Raw genomic sequence first — 24,712 nt, 5'->3', positions numbered from 1 at the left:
ACCGATACGTCATGAAAAAAATACTCCTACCGACAGATTTTTCCAAAAACGCCCTTAACGCCATAATATATGGTTTGGAGTTTTTTAAAAATGAGAAATGTTTGTTTTATATATTGAATACCTATACCCCAAACTTCTACCGTCTGGATTACCTAATCGGGGGGCCTGCGGTAAGCACTATTCCAGATAAAGGGGTTGATGCTTCTCTGGAAGGCTTGGAATGGACTTTGGACCATATCTCTAAAAAGTACCTAAACCCATTGCATCAATATGAAACCGTATCGGCGTTCAATACACTAACGGACCATGTCCAAGAAATCTGTTCCAAGGAAAACATAGACATGATCATTATGGGAACTCAGGGAGCTTCGGGTGCCAAAGAATTCTTCTTGGGCTCCAATACAGTTCATGTTATACGAAAATCAAATACTCCGGTTTTGGCTATACCTGAAAACTATCAATTTAGATCCATTGAACATATCCTGTTCCCAACGGACTATGCCAGAAAATACAAGTCAAAAGACATAGGCCTTATAAAAGAGTTGACCATTAAATGGGATGCCACAATCCATATTGTTCATGCTACCGAGGAGGATGAAAAATCTTCAGCCCAATTACAGAACAAAGAACATTTGAGGAAGCTTTTTGAAGGAAGAAAAGTATTGTTTGAAGATATCACTGAACAGTACAAACCCAATATTGTCCACAGTTATGTGGAAGACAACCAAATAGATTTGATTGCTATGATGAATAAAAAGCATGCATTCCTTGAGCGTTTGCTTGTCAAACAAAATGTGGATGCCATAGGGTATAGCTCAAACGTGCCTTTTTTGGTGATTAGGGACACTTCTGAAAACACTTAAACTGGAAAACATGAAACAGCTTTTAATGCCCACTGATTTTTCGGAAAACGCATGGAACGCGTTTTTTACCGCTATAAAACTTTATGGGGATTTTGATTGTACCTTTCACTTATTGCATGCTTACGAACCAAAAATTCAAAATATTTCAGGTTTTAAAAGTTCCGTAAAAACAGGATATTCACAACAGTCTTTAGCTGAACATTCCAAGACGGAGCTCGCTAAGATATTGTCCTATATCAAACGTAATCATCATAATACAAAACATCATTTTCAAACCCATTCCATACAAGGAGAATTGGTGGAAACCATAAAACTGCAAATCTCAAAACTGGATATTGATGGCATAATAATGGGCACACAAGGAGCAAGTGGTGCCAAGGAAATATTTATGGGAAGCAATACGGTAAGGGTACTCAAAAACATTAAAAATTGCATGCTGCTCGCAGTGCCAAGCTCTTTTGAATTCAAGTCACTTGAAACGGTTGTATTTCCCACAGAGTATGCACATTTCTTTCCCAAAAGTATCCTCAATCCCCTAATCGAGCTGATGGAACATTGGAAATCAGAAATCAGAATCTTTCATGTAGCTCAGGAATTTGTTCTAGACGATATACAAAGATCCAACAAACAAATCCTAAAGCAACGTTTTGGCGAAATACCCTTTAGTTTCTACAAAGAAGCTATCAAAACCACTGTTTCCAAAGCTATTCGCAACTTTTCAAAGGAACAGGGAGCGGATCTCATTGTTCTTACAAATTACAAGCACACCTTTTTTGAACAGTTGACACAGGAACCCATAGTGAAAAAAGTAAGCTTTAAAAGTGAAATTCCTTTGTTGGTACTACCTGATTTTGAGGGATAGTTGAAATATTTCCTATACGGAAAAAAATAATTTCAGTCGAAGAGGCCTTGGATGGATATCACCTAAAGTTAGGTTTTGATTAGACTTTCCAATACTCTTTCCAAAGAATAGGATTCCGATTCAAGACCTGCAAGTCTGCGGGATAAAATAGAAAAGCTTCGGCCCGTCTCCACGGTATCTGAAAATTGTTGCACCAAGGATTTATGCTTGAATCTAAGCTCTTGGATAGACCATGCAATTTCGCGGGTTTCCTCAAGATGAGGTATTGTAGAATTCATGTTTAGATAATTGGTGAGGATTATCTGTAGCTCACCAAGCTTTTTCTTAAAGTCCTCAAGTTTTTTCGAAGTCTCCATTGTGGATCTTTTTGGGTTTAGAGTGCTTCTGATTGTTTCAATTTGTTCCATTTTTTGACTTTTTGAACAAATTAGGTTGACCCAAAGTTCTGGAAAATGACCTATGTCAGTAAGAACAAAAATTCATGTTAGGCGATATCCTCTGTTCGGCAAACTCTCTTTGCATCATCTCACTATTTGCCCTTAAATACTTTTTTAGATTGATACATATCATGGCAAACCTTGCCCTGCCCATTTATTTTTGAAATTATAAATATGAAGTCATGCTAAATATTCTCTTACCCACGGATTTTTCGGAAAACGCGCAGAACGCCATTGAATATGGTCTCCAACTTTATAAAGACACTACTTGTGTATTCCATCTGATGCATGTCTACACCCCTGCGATTTACCGTATAGATTATGCCCTTGGAAGTCCGGGTCAAATTGGTTTCCCGGATGACTATAAATATTACACAGAAAGTCGTTTGGAAAAAAAACGGGAAGAGATAGAAGCAAAATTCAACAATCCCAGACACACGTTTATCATCCATTCGGCCTTTAATCATCTAGTGGATGAAATATCTGAAATGGTAGAGAACAAAACTGTGGATTTGGTTATAATGGGGACCCAAGGAGCTACCGGTGCAAAGGAAATCTTCTTAGGTTCGAACGCCGTACACGTGATAAAAAAATCTAAGGCACCGGTTTTGGTCATTCCACAAGAAAGTATTTTCAAGGCCCCAAAAAACATTTTGCTTCCAACAGATTTTGAAATCGACTATAACTTAACCGACATTCATTTTCTGCGGGATGTAATGAAATTGCATGGTTCAAAACTTCATATCATGCATGTTGCTGTACCCAAAGGACTTACTGCGGAGCAAGAAAAGAACAAAACGGTTCTTTTCAACAAGATGAAGGGTACAGATTATGTGTACCATAATTTGCCCGATCAAGAATTAATTGAAGCCATAAACAGTTATGAAACTGAACACAACATAGAACTTTTAACTATGGTTCGGAACAAGCATACATTCATGGAGCGCATTTTCATAGAACCTACTATAAAGAAAATCGGTTTTCATACCATAGTCCCGTTTATGGTACTCCCATACCATAATTAAAATTGACCAATCAATAGCGAAAACTATTTTAAGTCAAATTGACTAAAATCATAGTGGACAAAAGACGCTTGAAGTAGTTTTAATGAAAAGTCAAGACTATGAATAAAAGAGTTCTGCTCCCTACCGATTATTCCAAAAATGCGCTTAATGCCATCAGGTATGCCCAAGGTCTTTACGCGAATATTGATTGTGATTTTTATCTTCTGAATGCATATCAGGTTTCAGGATACAATCTGGATAGTATGATGGTGCCAGAGCCCGGTGAACGTTTTTACGAAATGGGAAAAAAGGCTTCTGAGGACGGGATGGAAAAGTTAATGGCTCAAATAGAGATTCATCCTGAAAATCCAAAACACAGATTTCACAGTATCTGCACCTTTAATAGTCTGGTAGAAGCTATTAGAAATCTAATTGCCAAAAAAGACATTGACATTATAGTAATGGGAACCAAAGGTGTCACCGCTGCCAAGAATCGGATTTTTGGTACCAATACAGTTTCCGTAATGGAAAGAATAAAGGTATGTCCCGTAATTGCAGTCCCTGAAGGTCATTTTTATTGTAATCCAAAAGCAATTGCTTTTCCAACGGATTACAAAACTGCATTCAAGAAAAGTGAAATAAAACACCTATTGGAAGTGGCTAAGTTGCATAATGCATTGATTCATGTAGTACATATAGATAAAAACAAGGATGGGAAGTTGAGTTCCAAGGAAAAAGCCAATAAACAACTCCTTGAGGACATACTGCATGGAGCAGACTACGAATCGCATTTCTTACCAGAGGTGGATGTGGCAAAGGGGATAAACGTTTTTGTTGAAAGCAAAAATTGTGATATGATTTCATTTATGAATCGTAGACATCTGTTTTTTGGCAGCATTCTATCCAATCCGCTTATAAAGGAAATAGGATACGACCCCAAAATTCCCATCCTAGAATTAAATGATAATAAATAATACAAGAAGATGAAGAAAATTGGAATATGGATGGATAAGCAAAAGTGCGATTTTGTCGTATTTGAAAATGGTTTGGAGCGCTCTTCAACAATTGCTTCCGAACTTGAATTCTTTAATCCCAAAGGAGGAGCCCGATCAAAGACTAAGTGGGGCCCTCAGGATGTTGTCCAGGACAGTAAATACCTTGAACGTGAAAAGCATCAGCTGAGAAGATACTTTGAAAACATTGTCAGTTTGATTAAGGATGCGGACCAGATTGCACTCTTTGGCCCAGCAGAGGCTGCGGATAGGTTTTTTCGTGATATCAAGGAGAACAACCCAGACCTGGCCAAAAAAATCAAGAGCAATGAAAGGGTTGACAGCATGACCCATAACCAGTTCAAAGCTCTTGCCAGGGAGTCCTTGAACATTTGATGGTATTTTAACAGGTTTTGGGGAAATGTCATGATTTACGTCATTTTATTTGAGGTCCTCTTTCAATACATTTCCTATTAATCAATTTGAATCCGTTTTGGAAAAAAAAACTTCATATCAAGGAAAAAAACCGGAAGAACTTTACTGCGACCTCCAAAAATGGAAGTCTAATATTGAGTTTATAGATGATGAAATGACTTTTATAAATGGGCTTTTGCACTCCTATGTATTTGAACCGAGAACCCCGAACCTTTTTGAACGTTTGGAGCTTTTCAAGGTGGCATACAAAAAATCAATACGGGAGAAGGAAAAGATAAAAGGGCTCATCTATAAACACGAAAGTACTATAGGGGGTATTTTGGAATGTACCACTTCCGCTTGTGATTCGGTCTATTACCAAAAACATGAAGAACTAAGCGAACGTGTATCCAAACATCTTACTAACTATATCAAATTGAAGTCCGATATCTACAACTATGCGGGTTCCATTTTGAAACGTAAGAAGCCTTCCAAGTAGCCCTAAAAGTGTTCCGGTTGATTTACATCATTTGCGGAAGCTTAAGTAAGATTTAAATTGTTCCAAATCAAATTCATTAATCTTAAATATTATAATTATGTCACTTGTTAGATTTAACAGAAACAGATTCCCTTGGAATGAAAACCTAGTCGATTTTTTTAATCGCGACACCTTTATCAACGATGATTTCTTCAATTTGGAAAAATCGTTGCCGGCAATGAACGTTAAAGAACGTCAAGATGATTTCGAAATTGAACTTGCGGCACCAGGCTTCGATAAAAAGGATTTTGAAATCACCATGAAAGATGATCTTCTTGAAGTCTCTGCTCAAAAAACCAAAGAAGAAACGAAGGAAGAAGAGGCTTACACTCGACAGGAGTTCAACTACAATAGTTTTAGACGAAGTATGCAACTTCCTAGTGCGGTAGATCAGAGTAAGGAGGTAAAAGCCACCTATAAAGACGGGATTTTGAAAATGCACCTTTTTAAAATGGAAGAAGCGAAGGAAAAGCCCAAGCGGATTATTGAAGTTGTTTAATTAATCAAGGCGGTGAATGAGGGTATTTACCGCCTAAATCTTGCAATCATGGAAAAAATCGATAGAAAAGAACATTATCAAGAATGGTTTAGTGCGGATGAAATGCATAAGGAATCAAAGCGCTGGTTGTCCCAACTTGAATTTATCAAAGATGAACAACAGTTCCTGGATAATGTTGTAAAGGATTATACGCTGGATTTGTTGGACGGTAACTTTTTCAATCAGGTGAAAGATTCTTTTGACGCGCTTCTTACCGCTAAGAAAAATACGCAACTATTGCACAAAAAGATACAATTGCATGAGAATCAATTAATCATTATGGTTGATGCTGTTGATCAAATCAAAATGGAAAGTGCCTACTTGGAAACGCACAAAAGATTAGCTAAAGACATGGTAACGCACCTGGAAAAGTACCAAGTTGCCAAGTCGTACATCTTCAAGGTGATATCTGAAATCATGAAGAAGAAAAAAAAGCAGAAAAAATTGCTGAGTTAACCTAGGGCAACAATTGGACCCACCTAAATAAACCCAATACCATAAACATGAAAAGACTTCTTTCAATACTAGCAATGCTTATATCGGGTTGTACATCTACCAGTTTGGTCAACAACTGGAAAAACCCGGAAATCGTAATTTTCGACGCCAATAAAGTGTTGATTGTGGGAATGACCGCGAATGAGGAAGCACGCGTCAAGTTTGAAACCAAGCTCAAGGAGGAGTTTGACAAAAGAAACATAGAATCTTTCCGAAGTATTGACCTTTTTGATGTAGAATTCACCTCTTCAGAAAAATCCGAAGAAGAATTGTCCGAAGTTGAACTACAACTGCTAAACAAGGATTTTGATGCCATCCTGTTCACCAAGATCATTGGTTCCGAAAACAAGCGGTCATTCAAAAAACGAATGTCAGATACGGATAGGTTCTTTGATACCTTCAGCTATGATTATTTGGAACATCAATCCATTTATTACGAGAATGGGTATTACGATGAATATACCGTCTATCAAGCCGAAACCTCCTTGTACTGTATTTGTTTTGGCAAAGAGCGACAACTCATTTGGAGGGGAAATATAGAAATTACGGACCCGGTGGATATTGATAAAACTGTAGACGACTATGTGAAACTGGTTGTGTTCGCTTTAAAGGAGCAGGATTTAATTTTTCGTAAAAAGCTCGCAAATGAAATTACTGGTTTATAGCACAAAGGAATTTGAAAAAGAGCCATTGCTAAAAGCAAATGATGGCAAACATAAAGTTAGGTTCATCAAGGAATCTTTGGATAGCACAACAGCTGTTTTAGCGGCTGGGTATGATGCAATCTCCATTTTCTCTGGGGATGATGCTTCCCTAGTTGTACTGGAAATACTCAAAGACCTAGGAGTGAAGTATATCAGTCTGAGGTCCACGGGTTACAACAATGTTAGTTTAAAATCGGCAAAACGAATAGGACTTAGGGTGGCAAATGCTCCTGACTACTCTCCCCATGCCATTGCAGAGCATGCCATGGGCTTGCTTTTGGCGTTGAACAGAAAAATAATACAAGCCAATGACCAGGTAAACAAAAACAATTTTCTTCTGGACCAACTCATGGGAAGTAACCTTCATGGTAAAACGGTTGGTGTGGTGGGCACAGGAAGAATAGGCTCAATTTTAGTAAAACTGTTTCACGCCTTTGGTTGTAAGGTAATTGCCAATGACCTCAAGGTCAACCACTATTTGGAAAGTGAATACGATTTGGAGTATATGGACTTGGATACACTCTGTAGCAGTGCGTCAATTATTAGTATCAATGTTCCATTGACCTATGAAACCCATTATATGTTTGACGAAAAGTTGTTCCAAAAAATGATGAAGGGAACTATTTTGGTAAATACGGCTAGAGGGGCAGTTGTGAAGACAAGGGCACTGCTTGAAGCACTCAAAAATGGAACGCTTAAAGCGTACGCAACAGATGTTTATGAATCTGAAAGAGGTGTTTTCTTTAGAGACAACACCAAGAATGGCATCAATGATCCTCTCTTGTCGGAACTATTGGAACTACCAAATGTTTTATTGACCCCACATCAAGCATTCATGACCAAAGAAGCCATTGGTAACATAGCTGAAACCACAATCTATAACATCAATTGTTGGGAGGAAAACAAAGGATGCAGAAACGAGTTGGGTTTTGAGACTTTAATTTCATAACAACAGGCCCATTAGTTTTGCCGTCCCTTCAAATTTGCGTGAACTTGCTTATATGGGTTTTTGTCCTTGCAGCTGTTAGAACAATGGCCAGAGGGCATCCAAAAAATACCTCCTAAATGTTTAAAAGCCTATTTATGTATTTCTGTGGAAAGTTTATCCCGAATACAGAAGAAACTTGTTGTAACATAAGCTTTCATATTGCAGGTCAATTTAATTCTCACACGCAAGTTGCTTCAGTTCATAACCCTTTCGTAAAAGATGGAAATATAATATTGTATTTCTTCACATTTGGTACTTTTTTTGATAATCAAACTTGAGTTTGATTTTACAAGAATGGACAGGAAAGACTTTATACGAGCTTGCACATTGTTAGGGTTAAGCATACCCTTTAATAGCTTTTCGACCGTTAAATCTCCTAATCAATATTCAGAACCTAGCAAGGTGATAATAGTTGGTGCCGGAGCGGCTGGTTTATCTGCTGGATATCTTCTTAAACAAAGGGGAGTTAACTTCACCATACTTGAAGCTGATTCCCAGTTTGGTGGAAGAATGAAAGTCAATACTTCTTTTGCCGATTTCCCAATTGCTCTTGGAGCAGAATGGATTTCATCGGTGCACATTGATTTCAGCACATTGGCTGATACTAAAAAAGTATTGCAACAGATTAAAACTGCAGACTACTTGCCCAATGATGAATATTGGGTCTGGGAAAATGGCAAATTACTTAGGAATACGCTGAACACCTTCATCGATAAAAAATTCATCAATAGCTCTTGGCTTGATTTCTTCAAAACCTTTGTGGTGCCAAATGTTGAAAACAACATTCAGTACAGTACAAATATTACCTCAATAGACTATTCTAAAACTGAGGTGCTGTTAAAAGCAGGTGAGGAGGAATTTATTGCGGACCAAGTAATAATTACGGCTCCTTTGTCCATTTTGAAATCAAAAGAAATAAGCTTCTCACCCACTCTCCCCGAAAGAAAATCAAGCGCATTTAATAAAGTCACCTATTGGGATGGGTTTAAAGCCTTTTTTGAGTTTGAACAAAAATTCTACCCCTCATTTGTTGATTACCGGATACAACCTGAAACAGATGGACAGGTATCACTATATGATGCCGCCTGGGGTCAGGAAAGCGGAAAACATATTTTGGGTCTTTTTTCGGTAGGCGCCCCTGCTAAAAAATATGGTGGTCTGACGGATGACATGTTCAAATCTCAGTTTTTAAAAGAGCTAGACCAAATATTTGAAGGAAAGGCAACCAAGTATTACATGAAACATCTTACCCAAAATTGGTCCAAAGAACCGTTTGCAATGGGAGCCTATGCTAGTGATTTTACCAAGCCTGAAGCATTGGCAACACTACAGGAACCCATTGATAACAAACTTTACTTTGCCGGTGATGGGTATACTGACGGCACAGATTGGGGAAATGTGCATAATGCCATCCACTCGGCCAAGCAATGTGTAGAAATGATATTAAAAGAAAATAAGTAAAAGATGAAAAGCCTAATGTTCATATTGCTCTCAATTATTTCGTTGACTTCCTATGCACAGAAAATCAACCAAGAAGACCTATATACTACTTGGTTGTTGGATAAATACTCTGACGAAGAGCAGTATTACCTTCCTCCAAAAAAGGAAGTCGGAGACCGTTTAACCTTTAAGCAGGATATGTCCTATACGGTGGTTTCCGAAGGTAAAAAGAGCAACGGTACATGGTTGCTCAATACCAATGGAAAATATATTGAACTGCTATCAGACAAAGGAAAAAAGGAAAAGTTATATATCCACTTTCTATCCAATAAATCAATGGTGGTTACCTATGATACCGATGAGTTTCGCATTTGGGAAGTACATTATGTTTCTCGAGTAATAAATGACAAATGAAAGCATCAATCACTGTTATTTTGTTTTTTTTGGCGACAACGCTTTGTGCTCAAGAAAGAATGTCCCTTAGAACCATTCCTTTCAATATTCAGAGCAATGAAAAAGTGTACGTAGAATCCGTAATTGACAAACGAAAAGTGAAAAGTTTGGGCGTTCACAAAAATTTAAATGGGGAGGAAACCGAACTATTCTTAAAGGAAGGAACGGAAGTGGCCATAGAACGTTTTTATGCTCATTCTTTGAAAAAGGATGGTCTCAAGGAGCCTATTTATATTGAGTTACAAGCACTAAACGTGCAAGAGTCAAAGCGTAAGATGAATGACGGCATTGTACAGGTAGCCCGAGCTCATGTTGAAATGTCATTTTTCACAATGGAAGGCCAACAGCGTAGAGAGATTTATACCATCAAGCATAACGAAGATGAAATTTTTGATCTAGGCAAGAAAGCGCAACTATATGCTACCCATGAAAAAAGAATCCGCGCAGCCCTTGAATACTGTATGCACTATTTTCTTAAAAATTATGATAGAGTAAAGTCTGTTGTTTCCAATGCTGATTTTAGTCCTCCAAGAGACAACGAGAAGATAGATGGTAAACTTGGGCAATGGTTCAATTTGGTAACCGTAAAAGGAATGGGAAGCAGGTATTTTCAGGGGTATGGAATAAGCTATACTGGTTTTGTAGATAGTAAAAAAGGTTTGATCAGGCCTTATGAGGCTTCATTTGAAGTAACCTGGGCCAGAGATGATGTAGCGGAAGAAAATGGATACGAAGAAGTGAACTCCTATGTACTTCGCCCCGAGTTATACTTCTTTTACAAGCGACTGTTTAACGGAGTCTATGCTTCGATGAGCGCTAACGTGCCTCTGGGTTTTGAACTATTGGAAGACCTCTCGGGTGATAACTCTGTCAATTTTGTAATCGGAGCTGGAGCAAGCCAAGGATTACGATTTATCCCTTGGCAGAAGGGAGGGCTTGTTTTTGGTGTTGACTTCTTTCAGCAATTTGAAACTTCAGAAGTATATCGTTTTGATTTAGGGGTAGAATTAGTATTAGGCATAAACTTTTAATTAGCAAACCATGTATCATCCAAGACTATACGGAGATTTTTACGAAATGGGCTTGAAGTACGGAACTCTGCTTCGCGAAAAAGCCAACTTCACCCTTCCTAAAATAAGTGATAAGAAAACAGCATTTGGACTTGAATCATACAAAGAATTGGAAAGTTTTTATCCTGAAGTTGTAGAAGAAATAAAAGGTTTTGCAAAAGGAATAAACGATAAACCAGAAAATCTGGGGGCTTTTCTTTTAAGCCTGGGTGTTTTTGAGACCAATGGACAATGTAGCGTGTTTGCTTTTAGAAACAAGAATTCCGTAATAGTTGGCAGGAATTACGATATGCTCTTTGAGTTTAAAAAATTCACGGAAAGCAGTTTGATAGCTCCTAAAGACAAGTATGCCTACATTAGTCAATCAGATGTTTTTATTGGGCGTTCTGATGGAATCAATGAAAAGGGATTATCCATTGCCATGTCTTTTGTTAATGGCACTGAGGTTAAACCAGGAATAGGGTTTCATTTTATTGTTAGAAAAGTGTTGGAAAACTGTAGTGAAACCAATCAGGCAATAAAACTGATAGAAAATACCCCTGTGTCATCTTCAAACAACTTTTTAATTGCAGATGCAATAGGTGATATCGCAGTGGTAGAATCTGCACCTCAAAAAAGCATGGTCAGAAGACCAGGGCACAATCAAAACCATATTTACATTACCAATCAGTTTATGACAAATGAAATGAAAGCCTTTGATCGTGGAGGTGTTGAATGGAGCAAGAGCTCTGAGCGCGCCAGTCAAATGGAAAACAAATTGAATTCCATTGAAAGTATGGACACTCAAAAGGCCAAAGAGATTCTTTCTGACAAATGCGTATGCTTAAATCTAAAGAAGGAAAAGTTTGGCACAATCTGGTCCGTAGTAGCCAATTTAACAAATCTGTCCATTGAACGGGCAGAGAACCTACCTAAAGTTTCCAACTACAAACCAGAAAAAAGGTTGGACTGGTGGCTGAAAAAAAGAAGTAGTTAATATCAATCATCCCAAAGTAAACATGAAAATCCATTTTACAAATACTTATCTTTATCGTCTGATTTATTAATTCAAAATATTATCTATCTCGATACCACGAGAAACACAGCGTCTGAGTCCACGGATTTACGAGGTTTAGGTAATTACTGTCCGAACATTTATAAGATTAAAAAATGCATTTGACCATTCAGTCAATTGCTTAATCGCTTCGTCATGTATTTCAACATTCAAGCGAGGCAATTATAACAAACAAAATGAAAAGTAAACAATTAATAAACAGAAATATAGAACGCTTTTATACAAAAGCATCTGAAGAAACCAGACTTAGTTCTGGAATGGGAGTTTTTGAGTTTGAAAGGGTTAAGACACTCATAGAAAAATACATTCCAAATTCCTCATCCCGAATAATTGATGTTGGTGGCGGAACGGGAAGATATTCAGAATGGCTTGCTAAAAAAGGACACCAGGTACATTTAGTGGAACCGGTACCAAAACATTTGATAATTGCCCAGAACAGAGCAGATAAATTGAAAAATAAGTTTTCGGTCCACTCAGGAGAATCACGTAAACTGGGATTTCCAAACAATTATGCGGACCTAATACTTTTGCATGGACCTCTTTACCACCTTCAAAATGAAAATGATAGAGACCTTACAATTCAAGAAGCCAAGCGGGTTGTAAAAAACAACGGAATAATACTGGCATTTGCCATTAACTATACGGCATCAACTTTGGTGGGTCTGCTAAATGGATTAATTCACAAAAAAACTTTTTTTGAAATGTGTAAAGAAGAGTTGACAAGTGGAAAACACAATCCTCCGGACGACTTTCCATGGCTCTTGGCAGAAGCGTATTACCATAGACCCAAGCAGCTTATGGACGAGTTTATAGCTCATAATTTAACATGCCTAAATCTGTATGCAGTTGAGGGCATGGCCTGGTTGGACAAGGACTTTTTTGCAAATATGCTCAATTGCAAAAGAAAAAAAACACTGTTGGAACTAATCGCGATTACAGAGAATGACAACTTTCTTTTATCTCTTAGTCCACATATGATGATTGCCGCTCAAAAAACGAACAACTATGGAAAATAAAAACAGATACTACAATTTATTGAAGGAGAACAAAGGTCGTTTTAATGAAATCCATCTAGGAGAAAAAATTGGTCTCAACGAAGATGAAACCCAAGAACTGATAGCTCAACTTTTATCTGAGAACAAGATAGAATTTGTTGAAAACAGAGCTTGTAATTATAGAGTAATTAAAAAAAGTAAAAGATAACATTAACAGCCATGAAGAAAACAACAATTATACTAGCAATTCAAATCATTTTTTTTTCCAAAACTCTTTTCTCAAGGTCGAAGTGATATCGATTTGGTCAAAGAGAATACGTTTTACTTTGAAATCAATGAAAGTATTCCAGAAGGAGAAGGTTTTGATATTCTCAGGAAGGAAATAGAGCACGTTCAATTTGTAGTTCTAGGAGAAGAGCACTTCTCCGCTAGGGTTTCGGAATTTACCAATTCAATAATCCCAACACTGGCGAAAAACAATTTCAAGTATTTCGCAGCAGAAATTGGTCCCAACAGTGCTGCCGAAATTTCAAGACAAATAACCAAAAATGGGTCTTTGTATGATTTTAATACTGAGGTCTATAGTTTGGTTGATGAAGTACCCGTACCTTTCTTCGATGGTGTAGAAGATGAAGTTTTTCTGAAATCATTTATGGAAAATGGTTTTGAAATCTGGGGTATAGACCAAGAATACTTAACCTCCCAAGTATTCTTAATGGACAGGCTATACCAATTATCAGATTCTTCTAAAGAAGTTGAAAGTTTGTATTTGAAGGCCAATGACTTTGCAATATCAGAAACCAAAAAAGCCAGACAAGACAGAAAATATAGAGTTTATAAGACTCTTTTAAACGCCCCTGAAATCAATAACTATTTTGACAAATTGGGTAAAAGCGATAAACAAATCAGCAAAATCATCTCCGATTTAAAAGAATCTTGGGAAGTCTACAAATTAAGAAAGGACAATGAGTTCCGTGAAAGTATCTATAAACGGTTAAGCATTATGCAAGAAAACTTTATCAGGTATTATAAGGTAGCCTTGCAAAACGATACCTTACCCAAGGTCTTTCTGAAAATAGGTGGGGTTCATGCTTCAAAAGGAAAAAGTCATGACAAAGTTTATGACATTGGAAATTTTATGATGGAACTTGCCAATTACAATAGCAGAAAATCAGTTCATATCCTAATTTTTCCATCTGGATACATCAACAAAGACGGAACAATCAGTAAAAATATTGAAAAAGAAGACGAACAACTTTTTGATCCAATTATAGATGTTGAAGGAAACAAATGGACAGTGATTGACTTAAAGAGTATAGAGAAATCATCTTGGAAACAGAAAGTTGGGAGCAAATCGCTTAAAGATTACATGTATCGATTTGACTATATGATCTTAACGCCACCAAGTAAACAAACCGAACTCAACTATAAAAAATAGCGGTGATCACTATAGTGTACCAGTAGTATCAAACAAATCATCGTTAAGAAAAAGAATCTCAAATATTTAATAGCACGTAGTGAAAGTTTTTGACCTCTTCGAGCAAAGAAAGACAACGTATCTAAAGCAGAAACATAGACATTGATGATGCAATAGATATTGCTAAGACCACTGTCTACAATATTAACTCTTGGAAAAAAAGGATGTAGAAACGAGTTGCGTTTTGAAACTATAATCTCATAACAACGGGCTCATTAGTTTTGCCGTCCCTTCCAGTATCTTGCTTGGCCAACCTCTGTTTTTATACGCCTTATAATTCAGTCTAATGGATTTTTCACAATCCACTAAAAACTGTTCCTTCATTTGTTCGCAAATCCGTTTGTCATAGACCAGAGCGTTTACTTCATAATTCTGATGCAAGCTCCTATCATCAAGGTTTGCGGTTCCAACGCTGACCAAGTTATCATCACAAATAACAACCTTGCTGTGCATAAAACCCTTTGGGTATAAATAAAGCTTTATTCCAGCCTTTAAATACGATTCAAAATATGCCCTGACACACCAGTCCACAAGTTTACTGTCCGTAGTCTCTGACATTAATAGTCTCACATCCAATCCACTTAGGGCAGCAGTTTTCAAACTCTGTAAAATTGCGTAATTCGGGATGATGTATGGGTTAGATATAAAAACACTTTGTTTGGCACTATTAATCATTGAAAAGTATACTTGTTCCATTGTGTCGAAATCATCGTCTGGACCACTAGGTACTATTTGCACATAACTGTCCTCTACAGTTCCCTTCAAATTTTGTTGAGGCCCGGCAACAGCTACCTTGTCTCCTGAAGCTAAGTGCCAATCCGCCATAAATACTGTATCAAGCAGAAAAGCCGCTTCGCCATCTATTCTTAAGTGAGTATCCCTCCAATTTCCTTCAACATCTTCGCCCCGAAGATATTTATCGGAAATATTAATCCCTCCGGTAAATCCGATTTCCCCATCAACACTAATTATTTTTCTATGATTTCTATAGTTGAGTGAAGATAAAAACCTTCCAAATCTAAAGGGTAAGAATTGGTAAACCTCAACCCCCCCCTTTTTCAAGGCCTTTATATAGCTTTTGCTTAAAGAATAGCTTCCAATGCCATCATATAAAAGTCGAATCTTTACACCTTCTTGAATCTTAGTCCTGAAAACATCCAACAACCTACTGGCCAATTGGCCTTCCTCAAAAATATAGTACTGAAAATGGATGTGTTCCTTTGCATTTTCCAAGGCAGAAAATATAGATTCAAATGTTTCTTGCCCATTAGTAAGAATTGTAATTCTATTCCGTTGAGTTAAAGGATACTTGCTTGTCCTATTGATTAATTCTATGGTTTTATCCACAATATCAGGATGATCAGTGTCCTTTAGAGTGTATTTAAAATCCGCCTTTTTAAGGAAATCATCTTGTAGTGGAAACAACTTGTTCTTTCTACGATTTCTTCCCAAGAGAAGATAAAGTAGGATTCCACCAACGGGTATGGTAAATATTGCCAGGAGCCATGCTAAGGTTTTAGTGGGTCTGACCCCATTCATCAAGATACCTATCACTAGCACGAGGGAGATGAAAATATAAACAATGATTAGAATTGCCAGTACCATAAAAATAAAGGAAAGTTCTCCCAAATATAAGGTCCCCCGATTATCACTCATCTGATATATGTCATTAAACCTTAGTCTTAGGAAAAACTAGAAGATCAAAACAATGGTAGTCGTGATTTGTGATAAAAGAAGTTGAAATAAAGCGTATGAATCTATATAATCGAACCTCTAAAGCTGAGAAAAAAAATAAATTTGAGAAAAAATCCAAAAAGCTATGGAGAATTATAATGTGGTTGATATATTTCTGCTTCTTGGAATAGCACAAGGTCTCTTTTTAAGTTTTTCCCTTCTCATCATTCAAAAAAGAAATGCGGCGGCAAACAAAGTTTTGGCACTACAGTTATTGCTAAGCTGCTTTGTTCTATTAACTCGAATGATGATTCATAAGGCCAATGAAGCATGGATAATACAAAGATTGGCTCCATTGGAATCGCTAATTTTTGCTCTTGGACCTTTGGGTTACATTTATTTAAGGCGTCTTTTGGAAAAAGGAAAAGTAACCTTTGCGCTAAACCTATTTCATTATATCCCTGCTTTAATTTATCTGACTTTCTTAATCCATTTAAACACCTATACGAATCAAGAGTTTGGTCAGAAGTTAATGTCTGGCGATTTTAATTACTTTTTTTTAATAGCAGAATTGGTGGCCATAGTATTTAATCTATACTATTGGTTTTTAAGCCTTCGTTTTGTTCAAAAGCTTCAAAAAGAAGAAAAAGAGCAACTCTCTTTTACTCAATCCACGCTCCCGTATGCCATTGTCCTATTAACAGCCTCTGGTATAATTTTAACCGCTTGGGGGTTTAGCTTCCTAAACATGTATGTTTTAAAAATTAGGGTTCCGGTTATTACCTATAATATGGTATGGATTGCAATTCCTGTGCTAATTTACATTGTCGGATTTTTTGCTGTTAGACAGCCAGAAATATTTAGGCTGGTAATTGAAAAACCAAAAACCAACTTGAGAAGGTTGATGGATGAAAAAAGCATTGATGATTTAAAACAGAGACTGCACAAACTCATGAATGACGAAAAACTTTATCTGGACAATGAACTGACATTGGCATATCTTTCAAAAGAGTTAAACACATCAACAAATAATCTATCATGGCTACTGAATTCCATATATGAGACCAATTTCTATGATTTTATCAATGAATATAGAATCAGAGAGTTCATTTTTAAGTTGGAGCAAGACGAGCACAAGATAAAAACCCTTCTTTCCCTGTCCATGGAAGTGGGCTTTAATTCAAAATCCACATTTAACAAAGCCTTCAAGTCCCTTCTGAAAGAAACACCCAGCAGTTACATTAAGAGATTGGCCGGTTAATCCAATTGTTCGAAGATATATACACGGTCGATTGCCAGACGGGTTCTACTTAAGATTGTTATCTAAACCTTTAAATAACAATTTTATGAAAACAGTCTTTAATCTTAAAAAGTATGTTACATACTCTTTAATACTAGCTTTGAGCGTCTTTCCCATATACTCCTGTTCATCAGATTCTGATGAACCACCCGTAGAGCCAGATGGGAGTGAGAATCCAGATCCCGTCCCTCCAGAAGAAATTAAGGTGCAAACACTGGCATCGAATTTTGGGGCAACTGATGGGCTTTCTATAGATGCTAATGGAATTGTTTATGGTAGTAATTTTAACCAATTCATGGGTACGCAAGTCGTGAGCTTCAATCCAGAATCTGCATCTGTCGAAGTAGCAGTTGATAACCTTGTAGCACCTTTAGGAAATGTTGTTGACAGTTCTGGAAATATATTTGTTGTGCATAATGTACGACCTATTGAACCTGGGTCCAATCAAACCATTGGAGATGTTATCAGAATCGATTCTGAAAACAATAGAACAACCCTAGCCACATTACCCGGTTTTCCTGCAGGCATTACACTGGACGAAGAGGGTAACGTTTATGTTTCCAATTTTTCTTTCCCAGGGATACATAAGATAGATACGGATGGAGAAGTAAGCGTATATGTTCAAGATGCCCTACTTGCCGGAGGGGTAGGCATAGCTTTTGATAGCTCGGGAGATTTATTTGTAGGGAATTTTGTAACTGGTGCCATTTTGAAAATAGATATAGAAAAATCCATTGAGGTGATTACCACAATACCTACGGTAAGACAAGGTTTTGTAATTGGGTATATCACTCTTTTGGGTGATACCATTTATGCCACCGCTGTGGAGGAGCATGTAATCTACAAAGTGTCTTTAACTGGCGAGACTTCAATCTTTGCAGGTTCTGGAACACAGAGTACAACAGAAGGTAGTCTTTTAGGGGCTACTTTCGACACACCAAATGGCATTGTTGGGGATGCCAACAAAAATGTACTGTACATTACACAAACTAACGGAGCCCTTCGCCAAATTGATTTGGATTAAAAACCCATTAAACTTGGCGGTAAAATGGCACAAATAGTCTTGGGAGTTGCTTAATGACTCCCAAGTTTTTAGTATTACTTATTGACTTTGATCCCAAAACAAGAAAACCTAAAAATGGAAGTTAGGTGTTGAAACTCAACCTTAAAATTTTTGAAAAAAACGAGCCTACTTGTATGCTTTTGTCTCATAGGCCCAACTCTTTCGTTATTTGCTTTTTGTGAAGATTGGAAATTAGCTCTATCACATTTGGATACCATTTTTCATGGTATCCAAGCTCAGGTTTTCTCAACTCGGAAATAGCATCCTCTTTGGACCAGTTTTCAAAAACTACACGATATGCCGCCATTATTGCCCCAGTTCTATCTGAGCCATGCCAGCAATGAACCAGAACCGGTTTTTTAGCATCTTTTATAGCTCGTAATGCATTTACAATGTCTTTCTCTGTTAGTTCAGCAGTTTTCAGAGGAAGATGAATTAATTCCAATGCTGTCCCCCGAGCTTTCTTTACATCGTCTTTATTTCTTCGGAACGTAATTGAGGTTTTTACGCCCAAGGCCTCCAATTCTTTAAAACCCTTTTTACTTGGTTGTTCCGAACGATAAACTGAATCATTTAGTTGGTACAATCGTTTAAACCTATTGGATTGAACTTTTTCAAGACTTGTATTTTGAGCTAGGCAACAAAAACAGTGGGTGAATAGAAAGAAAAACAATAAAACCAGAAATCGTTTCTCTCTCATAGTTTCTAATAAAAATACAGAATCATACATATTACTGGTTTTTTTAGCCTTAGGCTTGAGTTTCATTTAAACGGTCTTCGGTCTTTAGTGATTTCCTAAATTCACAATTTGTAATTTTTTTAATTGTAACTATCTGTTGTTATACGGAATATAGTTTGACCATTCCCAAGGCGTATAAATATCTGCTAAAGCAATCTCCAATAATTCTTTATATATACTCTCTCCGTTATCACTGTTGGTCATAATTAACATTCCTTTACCTGTTTCAGGAAATAAAATTGAATAATGCTGAAATCCATCCCCATGACCACTTTTAGTAACTGCCCTTCCATAAGGTGTATCAAAATATAACCAGGTTAACCCACAACTCAAATTAATTCTGTCATATTTATTAGTTATAGTTTGGGCATTGGGGCCAAAATGTGCTAAAGATTTAATTCTAATTTGAGGACTGAACATTTCTTCATAAGAGGCTTTACTTAATATTTGTTCATTCAATACAGCAGTAAGAAATTTTGTATAATCCCTTGCCGTTGTTTCCATAGTACTGGCAGACCTAGGTTCATTATCAATGTCTTTGCCATAAGGTTCACCTTTGGCATTATGTCCATGGGCAAAGTCCTTTTCAAATCTTGGTTGCCATTGATAAGACGTGTTGTTCATTTGCAAAGGTTTGAAAATATGTTCTTGAGCCAATTCATCAAGACCTTTGGCTGTAATCTTTTCTAAAACAACTTGAAGAAATACTAAGCCTTCGCCACTATAGAAGTACTTCGTGCCAGGCTCAAAATTCACTCGTAATTTTCTGTCAGATTCAAAAAACCTCCAGTTATTGAATCCTGTGGTATGCGCCAGACACATTCTTGCCGTAATCTTATGGTATAAACTGTCCGTTTTTAAATCGGAATAGTTATCGTGCCAGCGGGTTTCTGGTTCGTATTCATAAATCTTTTTGGGCAAATAAGATTCAAGAGGTGTATCTAAATCAATCACCATATCTTCTGCTAATTTCATAACAAGTACACCAAATACAGCTTTGCTTAAAGAAGCCCCATAAATATTTGTGGAATCCGTAAGTGCAAGTTGTTTTGGAACATTTCTGTATCCAAATGCTTTTTGGTAGACCGGTACGTTATCATTAAATACTGAAACAGCAATCCCATGAACATTGGCATCCTCCATCAACTGATTTATCTTCCGAGTTAAAGAATCCTTTGAGATATGGGTACCATCCAGACGAGTTATTTCATCATTCCTAAGAGGTGTACAGCTAACAATCCCCAACAATGGGATTAGGAATAAAAATGCTTTAGATGTTTTTCTTGCTTTACTTTTCAAAAAGGGAATTGACAAAGGATAATAGCATTTATGTTCTTTTACCGCGTATATAATGTTTGCCATAACAATCAATACACACAATGGAATAACTGAGACAAAAAATACAAAGCCCCATTTTTCAACCGTCAATAATGCCACAAATGCTAAAACATATACTAACAAAACAGTGATATGAAAATTAATCACTTTGGCCCCATGGTTATCATATAAGGAATTATCCTCTCTTTTGTGAATCCATAAAAACAAAGGGAAAAGCACATTGCAAAAGGGAATTACAAACCCCAAGAGTGGTGTGGCGTGCATAAGTAAGAGCCATTTTTTTTGAATAGCTTCCTCTTTAGGGTTTTCCAATGGCAAAAGGTCTTCAACCTCAATCTCAAGAGCAGTTGCCAAAAGATTAATGGTTTGTAAATGTGGACTTACCTCTCCTTTCTCTATACGCTGAATGGTACGCACCGTGACTTCTGTTCTAGCTGATAGTTCTTGTTGCGTAAAACCTTTCAATTTTCTTTGATAGACTAAGTTTTTCGCTATTGATTTATTGTGCATGGAAATACATATTTGACAGGGATAAAACTATTGCTATCTATTTGAAATCTTTACGACATTTGGATGTCACCTATATGTCATTTGCTTATGTAATTTAAGTTAATCTTCTAAAAGGAGTAAATCTGCTTAGGTCAATACTGGAAAACTCCAAACAGATAGAAAATAGAAATAGGAATCAATCTGATTGAATATGTCTACACATCTAACCCCAATTTTAATTGTCAACAGTTATTGACCCTCTAACTAAAGTCAGATACTGTTTTATAAAAATAAGAGGTAGGTAACACTACTTTCTATTCAAAAATCTTTACGATTCGCTTTGTATTGCAATCTAAGAATTGGAAGGACTATCCAAAGCGTCAAAACCAAAATGGAAATCCAAAACCCCATTTGAGTGCCAAAGAATTTTCTAAACACGGCTCCAGTATAGCCTAAAAGAGCGGAAATATCAAGCTTCAAAAGGATTAAGGTTCTTGAAAGGTCTATTGGGTTGAATGCGGTGGCGACCATTGAAAAAGTATCCAAAGGATATTCTTCAAAAACAATTAGAGAGAGTAGGAAGATACCATCATAAATCACTGCCATGAACAACCATAAAAGTACCGCGTAGCCAAAACCCTTTATTTTGTTCTCATTGCTTATAGCAATATTAAATGCCAAAGCGGTGAAGATAAGAGTCAGAAACACCCCGGTAACCAATAACAATGTAAAATCAAAAATTGCATTGCTTTTTAGCAACCCATATGCAACAAAGGGAATACCCAATCCTAAGGCTAAACTAAAAGAGAGAGAACCTGCTACGCCCAAATATTGACCCAAAAAAATATGCGAACGTGTAATGGGTTGTGCCAGTAGGAGTTCAGTAAACTCTTTGGAGTTATAATAGTACATGGTCCCAAAAATGGTTCCAATTAGTGGCACAAGAACTATAATTATATTCATTAAAGTGATGACTGCTTTTGAAAGATCGTTGTTCAAAAACAATAGCATAAAACCAAGAGCGAGATAAAAGAGAAAATAGATATAACTCCATCGGCTCCGAATCAAATCATAGAAACTATACTTTAAAACCTTACCCATTTATTTCTTTTTGGTCAATGCTGCAACAGCATGTTCTACATTGGTTTGTTGGGTCTTTTCCATTAATTCGGTCAGGGTACCTTTGAAGTAAATATTTCCTTCCAAAAGGTAAATGACCTCATCGGCCACTTCTTCCACAAATTGCATCACGTGTGAGGTGATGAGCAAAGTCTTTCCTTTCTCTTTTTCCTTTTTAATCAACGCCTTGAGTTGTATAAGTGCATTGGGGTCCAATCCTGTATTGGGTTCGTCCAAGATGAGTAGCTGACTTTCAAACATAAAAGCAATCACTAAATTGACTTTCTGTTTGGTACCTCCTGAAAGATTGGCCAATTTCTTGTCCAAATGAGGCTGAAGGGCAAAAATCTCAATCAGTTCTTCGGCTTCACCTTCATCATTTCGAAGGTCCTTTATCATTGCCATAAGCTCCTCAACCTTTAGGTTGCCTGGGAAGTTGGCTATTTGAGGAAGGTAATCAATTTGTTTTCGATATTTCCAACCTTTCTTTATGGATTCACCCAACACCTCAATGGACCCCTTATCTGGAATCACCATGCCCAGAATACTTTTGATCAAAGTAGTCTTTCCCGATCCGTTTGGGCCAAGAATTGCATAGATTTTACCTGGGTCTATGTTAAGGTCAATACCTTTTAAGACATTGTTTTTTCCAAATTTTTTATGTAAACCAGCTATTTGTATCACAGGCGTTTTTTCATCAAGGGTTTAGCATCCTTTAAATTGTCTGGTGTAAAAACTGGGGATACTTTTTCAGAAAAATTGATAATATCCATAAAGAGGGAGCGTAGCAAAATGATAGTTTCTGGTGTTCTGTTGGCAATGTAGGAAAACAGTTTTACGGGTCTGTAGGGAACGTCTCCAATGCCATCTTTGTCCAAGTCGTATCCAGTATAGTTGCTCCAATAGTTGGAACGAAATTCATTGTCGTTCAATCTACTGTTATAGGAAACATCAAAGGAGTTGTGCAAAAAATTATTGCCCATGAATGAATTGGTGTAACAGGCACCGATAACTCGAATGGCCCATCCGTTCTTTACAAAGTCATTATTTTGATATGTAATCCGGTTAGACCCCTCAATGCTAATGGCAACGGTATTTTCCTCGAAAGTATTGTTGCGTATTTTAGCATCATTAATCTCCTTTAACAATAAGCCGTAGGCCGAGGTACCCCAATTTTTCTTGAAGGTATTGTTAACCATATCAATGTTTCGAGAAAACATTACGGCAACACCAGCCCCATTTCCCTCAAATGTATTCTCCGTATACACATCGTTATCTGAGAACATAAAGTGCAGGCCATATCGAAGGTTTTTTGTGCTGGTATTCTTAGTGATGGTAATATTATCCGAAAACTCCAAATAAATCCCATCGCGAGTACCTTGAACATGGTTATGGCTAACATTCACAAAGTGAGAGTACCATAGCTGGATACCATTACCAGAATTGTATTCGTCTTTGGCATTACCGATAATCTTATTATGATATACCGTACCATGTGACGACTTTTCTAGATAAATACCAAAGAACAGTTTTTCAAGCACAACATTTTGAATGGTGAAATTTTCACTTTTGGTTACTCTGATAGCTGCAAAATCGGTAGTGTAACTAACCCCTACGTTAATAATAAAAAGTCCATCAATGGTAACATTATCTGAAATGATTTTTAGTATCTCTCCTTTTTTCTGACCATCAATAATGGGATAGTTTTCGCCTTTTAGGGTTAAGGGCTTGTCCACATGAATGTTATACTCGTAATAGGTTCCCTTTTTTACCAGAACTGTATCATATTCCTTGGCGACCGTTATACCTTCCTGAATCGATTTTATAGTGCATGATGAGCATACCATAACGGTATCAGCAATCGCCTCGCCAGAAAATAAAACGAATAGGAATGTTAGGAATACTAAGTTTCGTACCATCAACGAATGATAAGAAATTTGGAATCTTCCGTTGCTTCCACCCAATGTTCAGTATGTTTCGGAAAACTGAACTCCTGCTGCTCCCTTAGATTGACAGGGTTATTTTCAATGTAGAAAACAATTTGTCCTTGTAACATAATGAGGTGGGCATCTTCATTGGATTCGTGAGGTGGAAAAACGGCATTTTTCGCCAAACTAATACTTAACACCTCAAATTTTGGATTTTTCACTAATTGTGTGATTTGTAACCCATCAAAAGCTTGATTGGCTATTGTGTTGTCAATGTTTATGGTATACATGATTATGACTTATATCTGGGTTCTTTTCAAATCGTACTCGTAATTCTTCCCATGTGAATAACTCTCCATGATGTTCTGCCAAAGCAGTTTGCGCCTCTCCTACAGTTTGAAAAGCCGTCAAATAGGCTCCCATAGGGCTCGGAATGCCCTCACTAATCAAGAATGTACAATTTTGAACTTCTGTCAAGACTTCAGGTTGATGGTACGTATTGGTTAAAAGTAGACCTATTTCTTGCACTTCAACTTCACTGAGGTAATTAATCATGCATTCCAAGGCATCAAAATTGAAAACTTTCCCCTTGGCCGTAACCAATTGTGCAGCATGTTGCTTGTCAACCACTGTCATACTACAAAAATTACATGAGGTTTCTCCATAAACTATAGGTTCAGGAGCGACCTTGCAAGATAAGATTAAAATCAACAAAAGATAGGCGCTACTTTTCTTCAT

General features: G+C 37.0%; 28 protein-coding genes. 19 read left to right on the top strand and 9 right to left on the bottom strand.

Features of this window, described 5'->3' with window-relative positions:
* Nucleotides 1-11 precede the first annotated feature (11 nt).
* Together ACOKFD_RS14095 and ACOKFD_RS14090 are read left to right on the top strand one after the other, a co-directional pair.
* Nucleotides 12-863 carry a universal stress protein gene (locus ACOKFD_RS14095; protein WP_422858495.1) on the top strand — a complete coding sequence of 284 codons (852 nt, stop codon included), beginning with the start codon at nucleotides 12-14 and terminating at the stop codon, nucleotides 861-863.
* Between the two features lie 10 nt (nucleotides 864-873).
* Nucleotides 874-1,725 (top strand): universal stress protein, encoded by an 852-nt coding sequence (locus ACOKFD_RS14090; protein ID WP_422858494.1) that lies wholly within the window; start codon nucleotides 874-876, stop codon nucleotides 1,723-1,725.
* Between the two features lie 68 nt (nucleotides 1,726-1,793).
* Here ACOKFD_RS14090 and ACOKFD_RS14085 read toward each other — a convergent pair whose 3' ends face one another.
* Complete coding sequence (locus ACOKFD_RS14085) at nucleotides 1,794-2,132, bottom strand: hypothetical protein (protein ID WP_422858493.1); 339 nt, start codon at nucleotides 2,130-2,132, stop codon at nucleotides 1,794-1,796.
* Between the two features lie 212 nt (nucleotides 2,133-2,344).
* Between ACOKFD_RS14085 and ACOKFD_RS14080 the strand changes: the two genes are divergently transcribed.
* The 15 genes from ACOKFD_RS14080 (at nucleotide 2,345) to ACOKFD_RS14010 (ending at nucleotide 14,285) form a co-directional block, all read left to right on the top strand.
* The gene (locus ACOKFD_RS14080; RefSeq protein ID WP_422858492.1) at nucleotides 2,345-3,187 is read left to right on the top strand and encodes a universal stress protein; all 843 of its coding nucleotides are present in this window, start codon (nucleotides 2,345-2,347) and stop codon (nucleotides 3,185-3,187) included.
* Nucleotides 3,188-3,285: 98 nt separating this feature from the next.
* Nucleotides 3,286-4,140 (top strand): universal stress protein, encoded by an 855-nt coding sequence (locus tag ACOKFD_RS14075; RefSeq protein ID WP_422858491.1) that lies wholly within the window; start codon nucleotides 3,286-3,288, stop codon nucleotides 4,138-4,140.
* A 9-nt stretch (nucleotides 4,141-4,149) separates the two neighbouring features.
* Complete coding sequence (locus tag ACOKFD_RS14070) at nucleotides 4,150-4,554, top strand: hypothetical protein (RefSeq protein WP_422858490.1); 405 nt, start codon at nucleotides 4,150-4,152, stop codon at nucleotides 4,552-4,554.
* A gap of 97 nt (nucleotides 4,555-4,651) precedes the next feature.
* On the top strand, nucleotides 4,652-5,071 hold the full coding sequence (locus ACOKFD_RS14065; RefSeq protein ID WP_422858489.1) for a hypothetical protein: 420 nt from the start codon (nucleotides 4,652-4,654) through the stop codon (nucleotides 5,069-5,071).
* A 97-nt stretch (nucleotides 5,072-5,168) separates the two neighbouring features.
* Nucleotides 5,169-5,609 (top strand): Hsp20/alpha crystallin family protein, encoded by a 441-nt coding sequence (locus tag ACOKFD_RS14060; protein ID WP_298995488.1) that lies wholly within the window; start codon nucleotides 5,169-5,171, stop codon nucleotides 5,607-5,609.
* Nucleotides 5,610-5,657: 48 nt separating this feature from the next.
* Nucleotides 5,658-6,104, top strand: a complete 447-nt coding sequence (locus ACOKFD_RS14055; protein WP_422858488.1) for a hypothetical protein — start codon at nucleotides 5,658-5,660, stop codon at nucleotides 6,102-6,104.
* A gap of 47 nt (nucleotides 6,105-6,151) precedes the next feature.
* Entirely contained in the window at nucleotides 6,152-6,808 is a 657-nt protein-coding gene (locus ACOKFD_RS14050; RefSeq protein WP_422858487.1) for a hypothetical protein, read from the top strand.
* Nucleotides 6,789-7,796 carry a 2-hydroxyacid dehydrogenase gene (locus ACOKFD_RS14045; RefSeq protein WP_422858486.1) on the top strand — a complete coding sequence of 336 codons (1,008 nt, stop codon included), beginning with the start codon at nucleotides 6,789-6,791 and terminating at the stop codon, nucleotides 7,794-7,796. The genes ACOKFD_RS14050 and ACOKFD_RS14045 overlap by 20 nt, the downstream gene beginning before the upstream one ends.
* A gap of 333 nt (nucleotides 7,797-8,129) precedes the next feature.
* Nucleotides 8,130-9,296 carry a flavin monoamine oxidase family protein gene (locus ACOKFD_RS14040; RefSeq protein ID WP_422858485.1) on the top strand — a complete coding sequence of 389 codons (1,167 nt, stop codon included), beginning with the start codon at nucleotides 8,130-8,132 and terminating at the stop codon, nucleotides 9,294-9,296.
* A 3-nt stretch (nucleotides 9,297-9,299) separates the two neighbouring features.
* On the top strand, nucleotides 9,300-9,689 hold the full coding sequence (locus ACOKFD_RS14035) for a hypothetical protein (RefSeq protein WP_422858484.1): 390 nt from the start codon (nucleotides 9,300-9,302) through the stop codon (nucleotides 9,687-9,689).
* Nucleotides 9,686-10,759 carry a hypothetical protein gene (locus ACOKFD_RS14030; RefSeq protein ID WP_422858483.1) on the top strand — a complete coding sequence of 358 codons (1,074 nt, stop codon included), beginning with the start codon at nucleotides 9,686-9,688 and terminating at the stop codon, nucleotides 10,757-10,759. Before ACOKFD_RS14035 ends, ACOKFD_RS14030 begins: the two co-directional genes overlap by 4 nt.
* A gap of 10 nt (nucleotides 10,760-10,769) precedes the next feature.
* Nucleotides 10,770-11,774, top strand: coding sequence for a C45 family autoproteolytic acyltransferase/hydolase (locus tag ACOKFD_RS14025; RefSeq protein ID WP_422858482.1), 1,005 nt, complete (start codon nucleotides 10,770-10,772; stop codon nucleotides 11,772-11,774).
* A gap of 254 nt (nucleotides 11,775-12,028) precedes the next feature.
* Nucleotides 12,029-12,868 carry a class I SAM-dependent methyltransferase gene (locus tag ACOKFD_RS14020; protein ID WP_422858481.1) on the top strand — a complete coding sequence of 280 codons (840 nt, stop codon included), beginning with the start codon at nucleotides 12,029-12,031 and terminating at the stop codon, nucleotides 12,866-12,868.
* Nucleotides 12,858-13,055: a hypothetical protein gene (locus tag ACOKFD_RS14015; RefSeq protein ID WP_422858480.1), complete on the top strand. Its 198-nt coding sequence runs from the start codon at nucleotides 12,858-12,860 to the stop codon at nucleotides 13,053-13,055. The genes ACOKFD_RS14020 and ACOKFD_RS14015 overlap by 11 nt, the downstream gene beginning before the upstream one ends.
* Before the next feature lie 93 nt (nucleotides 13,056-13,148).
* Nucleotides 13,149-14,285 (top strand): hypothetical protein, encoded by a 1,137-nt coding sequence (locus tag ACOKFD_RS14010; protein WP_422858479.1) that lies wholly within the window; start codon nucleotides 13,149-13,151, stop codon nucleotides 14,283-14,285.
* Between the two features lie 237 nt (nucleotides 14,286-14,522).
* On the opposite strand, the gene cls is transcribed toward ACOKFD_RS14010, so the two are convergent.
* Nucleotides 14,523-15,980 (bottom strand): cardiolipin synthase, encoded by a 1,458-nt coding sequence (cls, locus tag ACOKFD_RS14005; protein WP_422858478.1) that lies wholly within the window; start codon nucleotides 15,978-15,980, stop codon nucleotides 14,523-14,525.
* A gap of 163 nt (nucleotides 15,981-16,143) precedes the next feature.
* Between cls and ACOKFD_RS14000 the strand changes: the two genes are divergently transcribed.
* Nucleotides 16,144-17,259, top strand: a complete 1,116-nt coding sequence (locus ACOKFD_RS14000; RefSeq protein ID WP_422858477.1) for a helix-turn-helix domain-containing protein — start codon at nucleotides 16,144-16,146, stop codon at nucleotides 17,257-17,259.
* Between the two features lie 85 nt (nucleotides 17,260-17,344).
* Nucleotides 17,345-18,322 (top strand): hypothetical protein, encoded by a 978-nt coding sequence (locus ACOKFD_RS13995; protein ID WP_422858476.1) that lies wholly within the window; start codon nucleotides 17,345-17,347, stop codon nucleotides 18,320-18,322.
* Nucleotides 18,323-18,506: 184 nt separating this feature from the next.
* Here the strand turns inward: ACOKFD_RS13995 and ACOKFD_RS13990 are convergent, their stop codons facing one another.
* From ACOKFD_RS13990 to ACOKFD_RS13960, 7 genes are all read right to left on the bottom strand, one after another.
* Nucleotides 18,507-19,127 (bottom strand): fused DSP-PTPase phosphatase/NAD kinase-like protein, encoded by a 621-nt coding sequence (locus tag ACOKFD_RS13990; RefSeq protein WP_422858475.1) that lies wholly within the window; start codon nucleotides 19,125-19,127, stop codon nucleotides 18,507-18,509.
* Nucleotides 19,128-19,190: 63 nt separating this feature from the next.
* Complete coding sequence (locus tag ACOKFD_RS13985; protein WP_422858474.1) at nucleotides 19,191-20,948, bottom strand: serine hydrolase; 1,758 nt, start codon at nucleotides 20,946-20,948, stop codon at nucleotides 19,191-19,193.
* Between the two features lie 297 nt (nucleotides 20,949-21,245).
* Nucleotides 21,246-22,028 (bottom strand): ABC transporter permease, encoded by a 783-nt coding sequence (locus ACOKFD_RS13980; protein ID WP_422858473.1) that lies wholly within the window; start codon nucleotides 22,026-22,028, stop codon nucleotides 21,246-21,248.
* Entirely contained in the window at nucleotides 22,029-22,730 is a 702-nt protein-coding gene (locus ACOKFD_RS13975; protein ID WP_422858472.1) for an ABC transporter ATP-binding protein, read from the bottom strand.
* On the bottom strand, nucleotides 22,727-23,965 hold the full coding sequence (locus ACOKFD_RS13970; protein ID WP_422858471.1) for a nitrous oxide reductase family maturation protein NosD: 1,239 nt from the start codon (nucleotides 23,963-23,965) through the stop codon (nucleotides 22,727-22,729). The genes ACOKFD_RS13975 and ACOKFD_RS13970 overlap by 4 nt, the downstream gene beginning before the upstream one ends.
* Complete coding sequence (locus ACOKFD_RS13965) at nucleotides 23,965-24,264, bottom strand: cupin domain-containing protein (RefSeq protein WP_422858470.1); 300 nt, start codon at nucleotides 24,262-24,264, stop codon at nucleotides 23,965-23,967. The genes ACOKFD_RS13970 and ACOKFD_RS13965 overlap by 1 nt, the downstream gene beginning before the upstream one ends.
* A complete protein-coding gene (locus tag ACOKFD_RS13960) occupies nucleotides 24,245-24,712 on the bottom strand; it encodes a nitrous oxide reductase accessory protein NosL (RefSeq protein ID WP_422858469.1) in 468 nt (155 codons plus the stop codon). Before ACOKFD_RS13960 ends, ACOKFD_RS13965 begins: the two co-directional genes overlap by 20 nt.

It is taken from the genome of Flagellimonas ulvae (assembly GCF_049333175.1).
Taxonomy (GTDB): domain Bacteria; phylum Bacteroidota; class Bacteroidia; order Flavobacteriales; family Flavobacteriaceae; genus Flagellimonas.
This window is presented reverse-complemented; position numbering and strand designations above follow the sequence as displayed.